The organism is Romboutsia sp. 1001713B170207_170306_H8 (assembly GCF_015550495.1).
GTDB lineage: Bacteria > Bacillota > Clostridia > Peptostreptococcales > Peptostreptococcaceae > Romboutsia_E.
The window spans coordinates 1-17830 of the sequence record NZ_JADNAX010000001.1 but is presented as its reverse complement, the minus strand read 5'-3'; the positions used below and the strand labels follow the sequence as shown (position 1 = coordinate 17830).

The window sequence follows — 17830 nt, the reverse complement described above, 5'->3', positions numbered from 1 at the left end:
TATCCTCCTTATATATAAAGGTATTTAAGCTATTTTTCTTACTAACATATATGGAATTATTAACTTGTACTTCAGCATTAAAGTGCATATTTTTAATTTAATATTTACATTTGGTAGCTTTAATTTATCTAAAGCTCTTCTTGATTCTTTATAAGTTAGTACCTTTTTTATCTCTTTATATTTGTGATAAAAAGATTTATTAGAGCTTCCAAGTTGGTTAGTATAATTAAATATATAATAAATCATATGTAAATCTATTTGTCTTTTGAAATTAAAGTCTCTATTTTTATGAAAATATTCATAAAGTCTATTATTCATATCTACATATACATCCCATGAATCAGACTTATATGTAGTAGATATAGAATTCGGATTATATCTATAGTTATATAAGTAATATCCTTTCATATAATAAAAACTATTTGACTTATATCCAACTAACGAACTAAATAGATTATCTTCTGAGTACTTTACTTGTTCATCAAAATATAAATCATTTTCTTTTATAAAACTTGTTTTATATAAACAATGCCAAACAGCTAATAATGGTCCATAATCTATATTCTCTTTCATAATAAGACTTGGATATATTTTATTATAAATATCTTCTTTTAAATATAAACTGCTATCAATATCTAATGTAACTTCCTTTTTACTATCATTATAAACCTTATAATAATCAGACATTACAAAATCAACATTGTTTTCATAAGCCACTTTATACATTTGTTCATACATATTGATTTCAATATAATCATCAGAATCAACAAATCCTATATAGTCGCCTGTAGCTATTTTCATGCCTGCATTTCTTGCCGAACTTAATCCACCATTACTCTTATGTATTACTTTTATCCTACTATCTTTATTAGCATATTCATCACATATCTTTGGACAATTATCAGGAGAACCATCATTTACTAGTATTATCTCGATATCTTTTAATGATTGATTTATCACACTATCTATACATCTATTTAAATATTTTTCAACATTATATATAGGAATTATAACACTAACTTTTGCCATTAATAATACCTCTCATCCTACACAAAAATGATTTACCAAATAATACTACCGCTATTCTTTTTATTATCTTTTTTACTTTTACAGACCATGGTAACCAAGTAACTAAGAAATGATGCTCGCAATAAGTATTTTCGGTATTTCCTCTTATACAATTTCCATAATCATATGGTGAAAAGTATTCCTTAGGATAAATACTTATATCTCCTATTTCTTGATACTTACCATCTCTTTTTAGGCCTCTACTTACCAATATTTCTGTCAATTTTTGAACATTAGTTGTCAGATCTATACTCTTATCTTTATTATAGAAACTTATATTTTCATACCCATTGATAAATTCTTTTATGAGCTCATGTCCAGAAATTGAAGCCATAAAACTTGTAGCAATATACTCTTCTTGCTCAAATCCTAATATACATTTATTACCAAGTAAATCATTAAAAGATTTAAATACCTCTACATCAGTATCCATATATATACCACCATATCTATATAATGCAGTTATTCTAGCATAGTCACTAACATATGCAAATTTCTTTTCTTCATAAGCTTGCCTTACATAATCATTACAATTTATATTGAAATTATTTTCGTTCCATTCAATAAATTCATAATCATCTAAATATTTATGCCAGCTCTTTATACATTCTTGCATTTTTTTTGGTTTCTCATTACCCCCAAACCAGCAATAGTGTATTATCTTCGGTATAGATTTATCCTTCATATTACACCCCCATAAGTGCATATATTTTCTCTACTTCACTTTCATTACTGTAAATTGACTTCTTAGTATTGTCTATTAATCTTTGTTGTAATTCCTTATCTTTAATCAATGTAGCAATACCATTTGCACATCCATAGCTATCCATTGGAACTATAACTCCATCAATACCATCTTTTAGTTGACTTTTAGCTGTTGTAAAATTAGTTATAACTACTGGTTTATTTAATATCTGTGCTTCAATTACTGCAACAGACTTGCCTTCGAATAAAGAAGGTTGTACATAAATATCACAAGCTTTAATATATGGATATGGGTTCTGTTTTTTACCTAGTATAATTACGTTATTCTGCATATTATATCTTTGAATCTCTTCTCTAATGGCGCTTTCTTCTTTACCATACCCTATTAAATACCACCTTACTTTAACTCCCATATCACACATATATTTACATATTTTAGGAACTGATTTGAAATTTTTAGCTTCTGCAAATCGTCCTATAGAAAGTATTTTTATTTCATCGCCCTCACTTATCATCTCTTTTGAAACATTTTCTTTTTCTGATTCCATCTTTACAATATCTGGTGATATTATATTTTCAATTAAAAGAATTTTTGATTCTAATGATGGGTATTTTTTGATAAAAGATTCAGTAACTTTATCAGAAATAGAAATTATATTATCATAAATAGACCATAACTTTAATTCTGACTCTGTATCCCCTAATAAATGAGAATAGTCAGTGTGCAACCATCCTAATTTTTTAGTTGCGATTGTTTTTTCATCTACAAAATAATATGGAGTAGAAAAACCTATTGCTAAGTCATATTTTTTATCAGATATCATAGGCATATATGATTTAGTGTACTTATAGCTATATTCTATATCTATTGACGTAGGTCCACTTATATTATTTTTTCGTTTATATATTGCTGACTTTGTTTTTCCTATTAAACGCCCAAATACTTGAACAAATAATCCCTTTTTCAAAGCTTCAATTATAGGTATCCCTAAAGCCGTAAACTCTTTTTTTTCTGGAAGAACATTTACGTTCTTAGGTATCATATTCATAAACTCACCATCATGTCTTAATAAAAATAAATCTACATTAAATTTATTCGTATCCATAGTATTTAATAAGCTTATAAGTGCTCTTTCAGCCCCACCTATTTCTAAATTATTTGCTACTATCAATATATCTTTCATTTTTATCTCCCATTTAATTAACACTGTTACACATTTAATTTCAATCTATACTTTATAGAATCTACTTTCTTAGGTTCATATATAAATCTTATAAAGTCACGTTTTAATGATTGAATTTTTTCTTTTTTATGATTAAAATAATTTTCTATTTCAATTCCATGACTTTGATGAAAGTACAAGTCATTGACTAATATATCATCATACTTATCAAATTTATTTGGATATACTAGATACTTATTATATATCTCACTTACATTATTTATCATATTTCTCTTTTGAAAATGTATATACATCACTTCTTCTTTTTTTATCTTATTATTTTCACTATAAATTCTATATGTTTTTCCTTCTTCAAAAGTGAATATATTAGTATATTGACTATTATTTATAATCCTAAATGGATGATGCCTAAAATCTATATCAGCTATATACTCACTATTATCAAAAAAATTATACCCAGAATCTATTAACTCTCCTGCAAATCCTTTATGATATCCATCAATAGATTCATCATATCCATATATTGCTGAAGACTTTAACACCATTTTATATGTATCATATTTCATAAAGTTTGTATTAATTTCCTTAGTATTTCGTATAAATGATAAATGCCCCGTTCTAAGCAATTTATCATATTTCTCAAATAAACTATCATCCAAAAACTTATTTATCTCTCCAAATATTAAATCACAATCACAATATCCCCAAAAATCATAATCTTTTATATAATCTTCAAAAATATATCCATAATATGATTTATAATCACAAAGTTTATATGGATTTTTAAGATTTATTTTAAAATCAAATTTAGATTGAAAAAATAGCTTTAATTGGTCAAACGTCTGATTAACCACCTTTATATTCTTTGGTAAATCAAATTTTATATTATTATCTGTAATAATAAGCCAATCAATATCACTATTATATTTACACGACTCTATCCAAAGATTAAAATAATCATTAAACTCTCCAAAATAAGGTAATATCAATATTTTTCTCATAATCCCTCACTTTTTAATTATCTAACTACTTAAAAATATATTTAATATATCACTGTAATAACCTACACCGTTCCATGCGACTACCATTTGGTAATAAAAAAATATTCCATATAGCACAATCATAGAGTAGTTTACTAACCGTTTTTCTTCTCTTGCAAATATATTTTTTATTAACCATGGTAGTAGTATTAAGTTGTATAAAGAAAAGTAAATAGGTAATCGGCCTAACATAATACCACTTCTTGCGATCTTAGATATTATATAAACCCCACTAGATATCAATGACATATTTATACTAATCTTTATTATAGGTGTTAACTTATCTTTTAATATATCTCTATATATAAATGCTAATATTACTGGTACTGACTCAACTAAAATTCTTATTACATTAGTTCCATCATCAGTATCTTTAAACTCATTCATTGAAGATGCATAATCAGAATTTTCTATTACAACTTCAAGTAAACTTGTAAATTTATCAGTAAATATTAATGCAAAAACTATCACTGCTATGAATATCATTGATCTTTTACTCCAAGGTTCATCAACAATTATAAAATATGCTGGTATCATAATAAGTACAGATAAATGAAATGTAGAAAGTAATAATACTATAATTACATAAAGTAAAAATTTCCTATTTAATATGAGACCTGTACACGCAAACATAATAGCTGCTACTAAGAATTGTCTCATTCCATTTAACATCCATGTAAACTGACAAGATAACATAAATAGAAGGACACTTAGTCCATAATTACTAGAATATTTATATAACGTATAAACTATACATATACCTGTTATTGATGCTATGATAAACAACCATATATGAAAATCATCAGATATATACGTTTTTATTAAAATAGAAAACAATCTAAATCCAGGTTCTCTAGCTTCACTATCAAAAATAACATCTTTAGCACTTGAAAGTAGTGGATACTCTTTAAACATATCTATATATGTCCAAGTATCTGCTATACCACTTCTAAGTCCTGAAAAGAATATTATTACTGAAAATGTTACAAACGCCATAAATATATTTACTCTACTTTCATATACTTCATTTCCAACAGCAATATATTTAGAAGTCATCTGTGACATTATTCCAAAAACAATAACCCAGCACAGCATGAATATATACACTTCCATTTATTTAGCTACCTCTCTATTTTTTATTCTTATTAACCAATACAGTAACACCCCAAAAGGGTATGCTAATATTGTCAGTATTTTTTGTGGTGATTCATTTAAAGCATCCTTGTTTTTCATAATTATACTTGAAGATACATAATGTATAGATGACTTGAACCTATGCTTTATTTTTTTATCATATTTCATATGCACCTTCCTCATAAATGCAAACCCTTTAGGATTTTTATAATATTGTTTAAAGATATTCCTGCTAGATCCATCTTCTAAATACTCAACAGTACAAGTTGGCTTATTTAATATAAGCAACTCATATTCCTGGTCAGCTAATAAATATTTATAATCTAAAGGCACAAATTTTTCACCTTCAAACTCCGGATATGGAGGATACTTTTTCATTATATCTGTTCTATAAATAAGATTTTTATCTCCTGTCCCACCATTAATATAAAAATCACACAATCTCATCGATTTTTTATTTGGAAATTTATCTCCTACAATATCACCATTTTTATAATTATCTAGAGATGCTATTCCAGAGTACTTATTACTTCCATTCCTCTTCCAAAAACTAGTGATAATTTCTACCGAATCATCTGGCATAAAATCATCTGAGTCTATACATACGTTTAATTCTGTATCAATTAACTCATATGCCTTGTTATGTGCCGTGTGCATGCCACCATTTTCTTTATATACATAATTTATCTCGAATCCATTATCATTTTTTATCCAACTATCAACTAATTCTTTAGTATTATCAATAGATCCATCATCTACTATCAACCACTTAAAATCTTTACACGTTTGTTTTTTTAAACTCTCATAGCACCTATGAAGAATATACCCCCTATTATAAGTTGGTGTAAAAACTGTTAATGTTACCATCTATACACTCCACCTTTTCATATAAAATTCTTCTAACCATTTTGTATTAGATTTTATATCAAATCCAGCTTTCTCTATCTCATCTTTTAATTCAAATCTTTCATATCCAATTGAAAAATCTAAAACTTTTTTTGCCCAATATTTCGGATCATCATTTAAGTTTAAATATTCTACATTATCGGTAAGAATACCATCTTTAGGTATAGTATCCGATATTATACACTTTAAGCCAGATGATTGAGCCTCTATTAAAGCAATACCTAAACCCTCATATAATGATGGAAATAAAAATACATCCATAGCCTGCATTAAATCATTTACATCCTCTCTAATACCAAGAAATTTAATATCATCTCTCAAATTCATATTTGACACCATTAATTCTATATCTTGCCTAAGCTCTCCATCACCGACTAAAAGTAATACACTATCATTTTCTATTCTCTTTATTTCCTTAAATACATCAATTATGAATTTATGATTTTTTTGAGGATTAAATCTTCCAACATGACCCACAACAAACTTATCTCTTATTCCTAACTCTTCTCTTATCTGTTTAGCTATTTCTTCATTATAAGTATATAAATTTGTATCTATCGCATTATTTAAAATCTTAAAATCTTCAGTATTAAACATCCACTTTCCTGCATCATTTCCGCATGCAAATAAATAATCTGCATATTTTGTAATACTTTTCTTAGCTATCATTTTTATTAAATATTTAAAATTTCTATCTTGATTTACATTATGTGAATGGGCTATAGTAAAAGTCACACCATGTTTTTTTGCATACTTAAGAGGTATAGAACTAAGACAATCCTGATGACAATGAACAATCCTATACTCATTATGTTCTCTAAAAAAACTATCTAAAGACTTTAAATATGAAATACTGAAAGGATTTAATTTTGGAATCCTGTATATTCTCCCCCCTAAAGACTCTATCTCATCATCATAATCAGCTTTATCTTCTCTATGCACAAGAAAGTCAAATTGAACCTTAGATCTATCAATATTTCTATAATAATTCATTATCATAGTTTCAAGACCACCACGCCCCATATATGTAACAATATGAAGTATTCTTATAGGTTCTATCATCTCTCTATCTCCTCAACAGTCAACTTAACAACCTTTTTCTTATCAAAAATTTCTTCCATATGACACCTTCCAAACTTACCCATTTTAACTTTCTCATTATAAGAAAGGTCAATAAACCTCTTAATCTTACCATAAAGGTCATCTACATCTTTAACCTTACAAGTCCATCCATTTTTACCTTCGACAATTGCTTCTCTACACCCAGGAATATCACTAGCTATAAGAGCTCGTCCCATAGCCGCTCCTTCAAGTAAAACATTAGCCATCCCCTCATGATATGAAGGAAGAACTATACAGTGAGAATTCCTTATAAAAGGAATTACATCATCTTGATAACCATAATATTTAATAAAGTTTTTCTCCTCAAACTCCTTAATTATCTCACTATAATCATCTTCAAACCAACCTATAAAGCTAAACTCTACATTGTTATACTCTGATCTTATTCTTTTTATTACTTCAAATAACTCCTCTATACCCTTTTCAGCCATAATTCTTCCAACGAATAAAAACCTTATAACATTTCCAGAAGGCATTGGACAGAAACTAAATTTATCAAGATTTACACCTGCACCATTCATTACTACAGCTTGATCTTGTTTTATAGTTTTATCATCAATTAAAACTTGCGCGTTTCCTTCATTCTCAAATATCACCGATTTTGCCGATTTAAATCCCATTTTATACAATGCACTTACTATTTTTTTTACAAATCCACCTTTATAATATGCACTTCCTAACCCTGTAACATTAGCTATAAACTCACACTTACAAAGCTTAGATGCTATCCCTCCATAAGCGTTTGGCTTTATAGTATAAGAAACAACTATATCTGGTTTTTCTAGTCTTATAAGATTTATATATTCTATAAATAACTTTATATCTTTTATTGGATTTATACTTTTTCTATCTACATAAGTATTTATAGTTCTTACGCCTAAATCTTCTATTCTCTCGGTTTCATTAGAGTAAGGCAGAGATACTACTACATCATGACCTCTTTCAACCAGATTCATGACTAATTCTTGCCTAAACTTATGTATTGTTACAAAGTGATTTGATAAAATTAAAACTTTTTTATTCATAGTACTTACCTACCCCAATAACTAATTAATAGCTTTATCTTTCTTTCCTTCTACTACTCCATCCCTTTTTAAAACTTTTATAAAAGTCATAAAAAAACATTTCATATCAAAATATAAAGACATGTTTTGCACATATTCTCCATCATATTTCGCCTTTACAGATATAAGTAACTCGTCTCTTCCATTTATTTGAGCCCATCCTGTTAGTCCTGGAGTTACATTATTAGCTCCATATTTATCTCGCTCTTGTATAAGATCATATTGATTCCAAAGAGCTGGTCTAGGACCTACTATACTCATATCACCTTTTAAAATATTTATAATTTGGGGTAGTTCATCTAGACTCGTCATTCTTAAAAATCTACCTACTTTTGTTATATACACATCTGGATTTTCTAATAAGTGTGTTGGCATATCTTTAGGAGTATCAATTCTCATAGTTCTAAATTTTAAAATATAGAATTCAGATTTATTTATTCCAATTCTTTTCTGCTTAAATAAAATAGGTCCTTTGGAGTCTACTTTTATTGCTATTATTAAAACTAAAAATATCGGAAATAAAACTATAAGTCCTACTAAGGATAGCGTAATATCTATAATACGCTTTATCTTTTTATAAAAACTACTCATTCTCCAATTACCTACTTTTACCCAATTATTTTTACTTATACTTGCTAAAGTATATCAAATATAATTACTCTCTCCCCCTTAAAGATTATATTCTTTCATATATTATTTATAATAATTTTATCAATTGGTAGTATATTGAGTAAATTACACTATAGTTCCACTTTTTTATAACAAACTACTACTTTTGTATTAATAATATAGTACTCAAACCGGTACTACTTTTATAAAATAAAAAAGTTGTATAAAAATGAATTATACTACTCATCTTTATACAACTTTTAATTTTATTATTTTCGTTTCCAATTTAATATAAATCCTATTCCTTTTCCAGTTGCAAGTAATATTGATAAAAATATTATTGCTAAAAGCGCTCCACTAGAGTCTATAAACACGTCAGTTATACTGCTTACTCTTCCACTTACTTGTAATTGTCTTTTTTCATCGTATATTGCATACATGGCTGTTAGTATAAAACTAAATACAGATGAGAACATTACCTTCTTAGTAAATAGGTATAATACTAATAACATAAATGCTCCTATACATGCATAAATTGAAAAGTGTGCTGCTTTTCTTACTATATATTCTTTGTCATAACCTCTTAACTCATTATATATTTTATCTTTTATACTTATTAACCTTTCATCTGTTAAGGTTACTTTATCCCTAACCTTATCTATTAATTCTACTGCTTTATGTGATTGTTGAAATGATGTATACCCTTCTTGGCTTGAGAAATAATACATACTTCCCATAGCTAATATTAGTAATACAATGCATATAGCCTTTTTCATAATCCAATCTCCTTGTATATATTATATTTATTCATATATATAAAGCTATTATATTTTATATTGTAATTTTTTTCAAATTTAATAACTCTTATAACTTGAATTTAATGTGCTATAACTGCTAATTATAAGTAATATACAAAAGAACAAAAATATATTTTGGAAAAAATATACTTTATATTCGTTTTTGAATTTTTATACTATTGAATATATTTCCTCAATGGAATATAATTAGTTATACTTAAAAAATATGCGAAAGAAGGGATTATTTTGTCAAAATTAAAGAAAATTGTAATTGGATTAGTTATTTTAATTATAGCTATACCGGCTACAGCTTTTGGATATGTATATTATAAACTTAATAGTATGCACGATAGTACAGCTGATGAATCTATACTTAATAGTGAAGATTATAAATCAGATAAATCAATTACTAATATTTTATTAGTAGGTACAGATGGTAGAAGTACTAATGATAATGGTACTAGATCTGATTCTATGATGATACTTACAGTTGATAACAAAAATAAAAGCTTAAAGCTTACATCATTAGCTCGTGATAGTTATGTTGATATTCCAGGTCATAGTAAAGAGAAGCTAACTCATGCTTACGCTTATGGTGGTATTAACTTATTAGTTGAAACTATCGAAAAAAACTTTGAATTAGATATACAAAATTATGCTGTTGTTGATTTCTTTTCATTTATGGATATAGTTGATACTGTTGGTGGAGTATCTGTTGATGTAGATAGTTCTGTAATCAAAGAGTTCAATAGGTATATCGGTGATTGTTATAATTTAAACACTAATAGCAATAAAGGAAGTATAGAGTATATAAAATCTGCTGGAGTACATAAATTAAATGGTTATCAAGCTCTTGCTTATGCTCGTATAAGATATAACGATACTGCATTTGAAAGAGATAAAAGACAAAGACAACTTATAGAAGGTCTTGCTACAAGTCTAAAAGAACTACCTGTATCTAAATATCCTGCTTTACTAGATACAATACTTCCATATATTAAAACAAATATGAAAGCGGGAAAAATATTATCACTTGGTACTAATATTTTAGGGTTAATAGGTAATGGAATAACACAAATGGAATTCCCAATTGATGATAATGTCAACTCAACTGGTGGTATAGTTGATGGTAAAGGTTGGGTTCTTCAATATGAAAAAGATTCATTAGATATATTACATGATTTTATATTTAACAATATAGAGTATAATGGATAATTTTCAAATAAAAAACACCTCATTTAGAGGTGTTTTTTTATCCTATAGTTTTTATTATCCCTTTTGCTATTGCTTCTCCCATTTTAATTCTTTTAGCAGGAGTATTTACTGCTTGTATGTCTGTTAAATTCATATATGAACACTCTATTATAACAGATGTTGCTTTTACTTCTCTAATTACATGATAGTAATCTCTTCCATCATCTAGTGTTCTTGTCCAAGCTCCTCTAGTAGCTATATTTTGTACTGTATTACTTGCTATACTATTTAATATATTTTGAGCTAAGGTCTTACTTGGCCCTCCATTTTTATCTTTTATAGAATAAATTGCATGAGCACCATTTCCATTTCCTTCAGATGTATCATTATGTATGCTTACAAATAGACTTGCATCTAAAGTATTTGATAATGATGATCTCTCAGCTAATTCTAATTTTGTATTTGAAGGTATTTCTGATGTTCTTGTCATAACTACATCATATCCATTTACAACTAAATAATTTGCTGTTGCAAGTGATATTTCTATATTTAAATCCTTTTCTTTAAATCCTGAACCAACTGCTCCAGAGTCTTTTCCTCCATGGCCTGGATCAATTACTATAACGCCATTATTAACTCTACACACTTGCTCTATGGAACTAACACTTCCATCATTACCTGTTACAACAACTTTTATGTTATATACCCCAGTTATTAAATTTACAGTCGGTACTATTAGTTGATAGCCACTATTTTCTCCATTGGTATATCCTGGATACGCTGCATTTACATCTGGTCTACTCCCTCCAGTTGTTGCACTTCCCATAAACTTATTATTCATATATATATTTACACTTTTAACACCACTTGCATTTAATGCCCATCCTCTTATTTCCATATATGAGCTTTCTTTTTTATTAAAGCTATTGCTTGGTGTATCTATATGTATTTTAGCATTTGGCTTTTTTATTAAAATTGATGTTTCAATTAAATATTTACTTCCATCTACTCCAATTGACTCTACTTTTATAATATGAGTTCCTGGTGATATTGTATTTTTATCTATTATATATGAATATCCACTGTTAGCTCCTCCTGGGTATCCTGGATATGCAGCATTTACGTCTGGTCTAGATCCACCAGTTGCTGCATTTCCATGGTATGCTCCATCTACATATACTTTTACTTGTGATACTCCACTCGGATTTAGTGACCATCCTCTTACTTCTATATCTTCATTATTTATTGTTCCTGATGGACTATCTACACAGACTAATCCAGTACCTTTTTTCATTTCAATTGATACTTCACTTGAATATTTACTTTTATCTACACCAATAGATTCTACTTTTATTGTATGAGTTCCTGGTGATACTTTACTTTTATCTATAGCATATGAGTATCCACTGTTTACTCCTCCTGGATATCCAGGATATGCCGCATTTACATCTGGTCTCGATCCACCAATTGCTGCATCTCCATAGTATATTCCATCTACATATACTTTTACTTGTGATACTCCACTTGGATTTAATGACCAACCTATTACTTCTATATCTTCATTATTTATTGTTCCTGATGGACTATCTATACAGACTAATCCAGTACCTTTTTTCATTTCAATTATAGTTTCTCTAGTATCTATACTTCCATCTGTACCTATAGATTCTACTCTTATTTTATGATTACCTGGTGATATTTTATTTTTATCTATAGTATATGAGTATCCACTATTTTCTCCACCTAAGTATCCTGGATGCGCATCATTTACATCTGGTCTAAATCCACCTATGTTAGCATTTCCAAAGTATACTCCATCTACATATATTTTAACTTGAGATACTCCACTTGAGTTTAATGACCATCCTCTTACTTCTATATTCTCATCATTTATTATGCCTGATGGACTATCTATGCACATTATAGAGCTAGACTTTAAATTACTAGTATCACTTTCTTCTATTATATGTATATTTTCTTCTAAAACATCTTCTCCTATTTGCTCTTCATAAGCTATAGGTGGAGTTATATCATTACTATTAGTAGTAATATTTTCTTCCCCAAATGAATAGTTAACGAATAATGTGTTTATAATAATAATGCTAGATAATAATTTTGCTACTAATTGCATTATTCTCCCCCTATGATTTGTAATATTTTATTTATTGTTTTTACAAAATAATTTTGACTATAATTGGGAACTTCATAAGTCATTTGTACGCTATTTATATCATATATACTTGACATTCTATACATTAACCCTGCAATTCCTCTTGACCAGTTAATATCCGTCGCATACTGATGCCAGTTTCCATTTGTTGTATCATAATACCATCTCATTTTATACAATGTATTTTGATTAAACTTAGCTCTATGTATATAATTTTCAGATATCCACTTAGCTCCACCTTCTATTGCCTTTTGTGGTGTTGTCCAACCTTCTTGGTATGCCTTTGATGCTCCACCTGATATTACGTTATTATCTACTGCTGCTATTCCAAAGAAATTATATACAGTCACAGGTGTTTCTAATACATTTCCTTTATGGTCTGTCGTTAAAGTTACTCCTTTAGATAAAGTTGAAGATCCATAACCTGTTTCCCATAACGCATGTGCTACTAAATATAATGGGTCTATATTATATTTTTGGGCAGCATTTATAAAAGCTTCTCCCTGTCCAGATAAGCTATTTGTATTAGGATTTTTTAATACAGTATCTAAAAAGTCATTAAGCTCTTTTGCCGACTTAAGATTTCTAAATGTATTTATTTTTAAAAATTGGAACATATCTTTATTACTATCTTTAAAACTGTTATAATCCATATACCATCTTACTTCTTCATCAGTTGCATTTACATAAACTGAATTTCCTGATGAATTGGTTGACCATATTTTATTACTTCCCTTTTCAATCTGCTTTTGTACATGTTTATCAAAAGTAAAATCTAAAATATTGCTTTCAATAACTTTTAGTTCATTTAACTGTGTAGTTGCTACACTTACACTTCCATCATTTCCGTAAACTTCAACTTTTATAGTATGGCTTCCTGACGAAAGCTTTTTATAATCAATCGAATAACTAAATCCACTATTTGCTGAATTTGGATACTGAGGATAAATTGAATTTACATCTAATCTACTTCCACCTATATTTGCATTTCCACAGTATTCTCCATCTACATATACCTTTATATGGTTTACACCACTTGCATTAACTGCCCAACCTCTAAGAGTTAAGTCATTATTATTTACAATATAATTTCCATTTGGACTATCTATACACGTTATTGGGTCTGGCTTTTCCAGGTTAATAGATATCTCTCTAGAATCTACGCTCCCATCTGTTCCTATAGACTCAACTTTTATTATATGATTACCTTTAGTTAGTGTATTTTTATCTATAATATATGAGTATCCGCTATTTTTCCCTCCAGGATATCCTGGGTATGCAGCATCTACATCTGGTCTACTTCCACCTATATTTGCATTAGCATAATAGTTTCCATCTACATATATCTTTACTTGTGATACTCCACTTGTATTTAGTGACCATCCTCTTACTTCTATATTCTCATTATTTATTACACTTGATTGAGTATCTATGCACATTCTATTTTCTGGTTTTTCCATGTATATAGATATCTCTCTATAATCTATGCTTCCATCATTTCCTATAGATTCTACTTTTATAATATGCTCACCTTTAGTTAGTCTATCTTTATCTAAGATATATGAGTATCCACTGTTTTCTCCTCCTGGGTATCCTGGATATACTTCATTCACATCTAATCGACTTATACCTGTATTCGCATCTGCGTAGTATTTTCCATCTACATATATCTTTACTTGTGATACTCCACTTATATTTAATGACCATCCTCTTACTTCTATGTTCTCATTATTTACTACACTAGACTGAGTATCTATGCACATTAAATTTTCTGGCTTTTCCATGTATATAGAGATTTCTCTATAGTCGACACTTCCATCCACACCAATAGACTCCACTTTTATTATATGTTCCCCTTTACTAATAGTGTTCTTGTCTATTGTATATGAGTATCCACTATTTTCTCCTCCTGGATATCCTGGATATACTGCATTTACGTCTGCTCTACTCCCACCTATATTTGCATTCCCATGATACCTTCCATCTACGTATACTTTTACTTGTAATACCCCACTTGTATTCAATGACCATCCCTTTACTTCTACGTCTTCATTGTTTACTACACTTGATTGTGTGTCGATACACATTATATTACTTGACTTAACTACACTTTGATTCACAATTGAAGTTTCATCTGTAGTCATATCTGCATTATTTTCAAGTGCAAATGAATAATCAGTTGCTATTAAGTTTGCTACATATATAGCTGTAATAATTTTTGACGTCACTTTTATATTCAATATTTCTCCTCCTTATGTAAATATTACCTCTATATAATATTATCATAATTGCACTTATATTATAATAAAATATCGAAAAAAGAAGTCACCTATCAAATATTCATATAATTTAGACAATAAATAAAGCCATCAGAGTCTTTTTCTAAAGACAATAATGGCTTTATTCTACAAACAAATTAAAATTAAATAAATATAAAATATCCTATATTTCTTGCTAATCCATTTTTATAAAACTTATTTTTAACTACAGATGCTTTTCTACCAATTAAACCTTTATCTTTTAAGCTATAAAATTCAATTAGTGTATTTTTTTGCTCTTTAGTTAAATCATTTTTATATACATCATAGAAGCTTTTAGCTTGAACAAGAGTGTCATTTATACTCTTCGTTATCTTATTTACATTACTTAACTTACTTGTATAATATTTTAAACTCTTATAATTATGTGCTCCAACTTCATTTCCACCATGTTGTCTATATAACATAGTCTGCTTATTTACAATACCTATTTGCCCAAAACAACTTGCTACTAATCCTATCCACCAATCGTGCATTATACATCCTTGTGGTATATTAATACTCATTTCCATTAATTTCCTGTTCATCATCATAGTACATCCAGTAATGTTGTTTTGTACTAATAAATTATTTAATGCTCTTTTATTTGCATCAAGTTTTTGGTACTCCCAGAAAGATTCATTTAAAATATTTAAGTTAGAATCAACAACTTTTAAATCTGTATGCACTAATATTGGAGTATTTTTAGAATACTTTTCTTCTAGTCTTTTCATCTCATCAAAAGTTAATTGTATTTTTTCATTAATCCAAAAATCATCTTGGTCTGCAAACATACAATAATCATTTTTCGAATATTTCATTAACTCTGCAAAGTTAAGCTTTGCTCCTAATCCTCTTTTTCCGTCTTCTATTACAACTATTTTTTCTGGATACTTATTTGCGTATTCCTTTATTACGCTTAGCGTATTATCTTTAGAACCATCATCTCTTATAAATAACTTCCAATCAGAATATGTTTGATTTATAATTGATTCGATTTGTTCTGAGACATACTTTTCTCCATTGTAAGTTGCCATCAAAATATCTATCATCATTAACACTCCTAATTTACTATTTTAATTTTTCTTAATAATACTACTACTTTATCAAAGCATCTTTTACTAAATAGTAAGCTAAATAATAAAGGATATACTAATTGGAAACTTAATCCTGAGAATGTGAACATATTTGAGAAGAAGTTTAGCATAGTAATAGTATTCATAATTGCCATTCCTGTTATAAGGAACTGACTATCATTACCTAATAAATATCTATATACTAAAACAAGTAATGCAAAATATACATATATAAGTATAACTCCACCCCAGCCCGAGTTTACAAATGCACTTGAGAACATTGAAGAGACAGTAAGATGAGGACTCACTTGTTTCACTTCATCATATTCTTGTGGTGATATACTCTCAATTCTTTTTCCTATAAAATCAGGTAATATAGATGTCTTTAAAAACTTTGATGTATTTTCTAAATTTAATGGCACATTATTATAGTATCTTACATTTTCTTCAAAGTTAGCTAATGGAGATGTCATATATATATATCCCCAGAACATAGGCTTAGGAACTATTGAGTTTCTAAAGCTATCACTTGCTTCTCCTACTGCCATTATATAAGTACTATCATTTACATTTCCTTTAGTATCATGATTATAGTTAGACCTTACATTACCCATTATTCCAAATATATATAAAAATACTATTGCAAATATAGATAAAAATGCTATATTCTTTAAGCTTAAAAGCCCCTTCCACATTTCTAATACAAATACACTTACACAACTTATTACAATCATCATTAACATACCTCTGTTGTATGTAAGTAAACTTGGAAGTAAGTTAATTAAGAAATATACTATATATATTTTTTTCTTTTCTACAAGTAATCTATGGAATGTATATACTGCTAAAAATGCATTAAATGTAAATAAAATAACATGGAATGTTGGAATTCCAGCATAATGTATATATACATAGTCATTTTTTAATATAGCAATTTCTACAAATGGAATTGCTCCTTCATATATAAATTCTAGTACATTACCTAATAATATTAAAATACTTAAAATCCCTATATTTAAAGGATTTCTTTTATCAACCTTTTTTTGTACAAATTTTTTATCATAAAAATACCCTAATACTATAGATATAATAATTGTACTTATAAAGAATATCATTGATACTGTTGAAAGCTTTGGATATAAATTAGACCATCCTAAGTTATACAATACTAAAATCAACGATAAACTTATCGAGTATAAATAATACGGGTTTAATGATACGCTAAAATTCATTCTATACCCCCTCCAATTTTAATTTTAGAATTTTACGCTTAAAATATTAAAGATGATAAAATACTTATCATCTTTAATAGGCTCATTATTTATTTGAATACATTTTTTCGTAATAATCAGCATATTCACCTGATAGTATATTTTCCCACCAAGCTTTATTATCTAAATACCATTGAATAGTCATAGCTATACCAGTATCAAAGTTATACTTTGGTTTCCATCCTAATTCTTG

15 protein-coding genes are annotated in these 17830 nt (G+C 28.0%); 1 reads left to right on the top strand and 14 read right to left on the bottom strand.

What is annotated here, in order from left to right; translation table 11 throughout:
• Positions 1 to 24: 24 nt before the first annotated feature.
• The 10 genes from I2A66_RS00080 to I2A66_RS00035 all read right to left on the bottom strand — a co-directional run bounded on the left by I2A66_RS00080 (position 25) and on the right by I2A66_RS00035 (position 9608).
• Positions 25 to 1029 carry a glycosyltransferase family 2 protein gene (locus tag I2A66_RS00080; protein ID WP_147515656.1) on the bottom strand — a complete coding sequence of 335 codons (1005 nt, stop codon included), beginning with the start codon at positions 1027 to 1029 and terminating at the stop codon, positions 25 to 27.
• Entirely contained in the window at positions 1016 to 1753 is a 738-nt protein-coding gene (locus I2A66_RS00075) for a glycosyltransferase family 32 protein (protein ID WP_122638500.1), read from the bottom strand. The genes I2A66_RS00080 and I2A66_RS00075 overlap by 14 nt, the downstream gene beginning before the upstream one ends.
• A 1-nt stretch (position 1754) precedes the next feature.
• Complete coding sequence (locus I2A66_RS00070) at positions 1755 to 2957, bottom strand: glycosyltransferase (protein ID WP_147515657.1); 1203 nt, start codon at positions 2955 to 2957, stop codon at positions 1755 to 1757.
• Positions 2958 to 2983: 26 nt separating this feature from the next.
• Positions 2984 to 3958 (bottom strand): DUF6625 family protein, encoded by a 975-nt coding sequence (locus I2A66_RS00065; protein ID WP_147515658.1) that lies wholly within the window; start codon positions 3956 to 3958, stop codon positions 2984 to 2986.
• A gap of 21 nt (positions 3959 to 3979) precedes the next feature.
• Entirely contained in the window at positions 3980 to 5110 is a 1131-nt protein-coding gene (locus I2A66_RS00060) for an EpsG family protein (protein ID WP_122638504.1), read from the bottom strand.
• The gene (locus I2A66_RS00055; protein ID WP_122638505.1) at positions 5111 to 5998 is read right to left on the bottom strand and encodes a glycosyltransferase family 2 protein; all 888 of its coding nucleotides are present in this window, start codon (positions 5996 to 5998) and stop codon (positions 5111 to 5113) included.
• Entirely contained in the window at positions 5999 to 7099 is a 1101-nt protein-coding gene (locus I2A66_RS00050) for a glycosyltransferase family 1 protein (protein ID WP_195250729.1), read from the bottom strand.
• A complete protein-coding gene (locus tag I2A66_RS00045; RefSeq protein ID WP_195250727.1) occupies positions 7096 to 8184 on the bottom strand; it encodes a glycosyltransferase family 4 protein in 1089 nt (362 codons plus the stop codon). The genes I2A66_RS00050 and I2A66_RS00045 overlap by 4 nt, the downstream gene beginning before the upstream one ends.
• Positions 8185 to 8205: 21 nt before the next feature.
• A complete protein-coding gene (locus I2A66_RS00040; RefSeq protein ID WP_122638507.1) occupies positions 8206 to 8814 on the bottom strand; it encodes a sugar transferase in 609 nt (202 codons plus the stop codon).
• A gap of 287 nt (positions 8815 to 9101) precedes the next feature.
• The gene (locus tag I2A66_RS00035) at positions 9102 to 9608 is read right to left on the bottom strand and encodes a VanZ family protein (protein WP_122638508.1); all 507 of its coding nucleotides are present in this window, start codon (positions 9606 to 9608) and stop codon (positions 9102 to 9104) included.
• Between the two features lie 267 nt (positions 9609 to 9875).
• On the opposite strand from I2A66_RS00035, the gene I2A66_RS00030 reads away from it, so the two are divergent.
• Positions 9876 to 10844, top strand: a complete 969-nt coding sequence (locus tag I2A66_RS00030) for an LCP family protein (RefSeq protein ID WP_147515660.1) — start codon at positions 9876 to 9878, stop codon at positions 10842 to 10844.
• Between the two features lie 37 nt (positions 10845 to 10881).
• On the opposite strand, the gene I2A66_RS00025 is transcribed toward I2A66_RS00030, so the two are convergent.
• From I2A66_RS00025 to I2A66_RS00010, 4 genes are all read right to left on the bottom strand, one after another.
• Positions 10882 to 12954 (bottom strand): N-acetylmuramoyl-L-alanine amidase, encoded by a 2073-nt coding sequence (locus tag I2A66_RS00025; RefSeq protein ID WP_147515661.1) that lies wholly within the window; start codon positions 12952 to 12954, stop codon positions 10882 to 10884.
• Positions 12954 to 15233 (bottom strand): N-acetylglucosaminidase, encoded by a 2280-nt coding sequence (locus I2A66_RS00020; RefSeq protein WP_195250725.1) that lies wholly within the window; start codon positions 15231 to 15233, stop codon positions 12954 to 12956. The genes I2A66_RS00025 and I2A66_RS00020 overlap by 1 nt, the downstream gene beginning before the upstream one ends.
• Positions 15234 to 15415: 182 nt before the next feature.
• On the bottom strand, positions 15416 to 16342 hold the full coding sequence (locus I2A66_RS00015) for a glycosyltransferase family 2 protein (RefSeq protein ID WP_195250723.1): 927 nt from the start codon (positions 16340 to 16342) through the stop codon (positions 15416 to 15418).
• A gap of 11 nt (positions 16343 to 16353) precedes the next feature.
• Positions 16354 to 17598 (bottom strand): hypothetical protein, encoded by a 1245-nt coding sequence (locus I2A66_RS00010; protein WP_147515663.1) that lies wholly within the window; start codon positions 17596 to 17598, stop codon positions 16354 to 16356.
• Positions 17599 to 17830 lie beyond the last annotated feature (232 nt).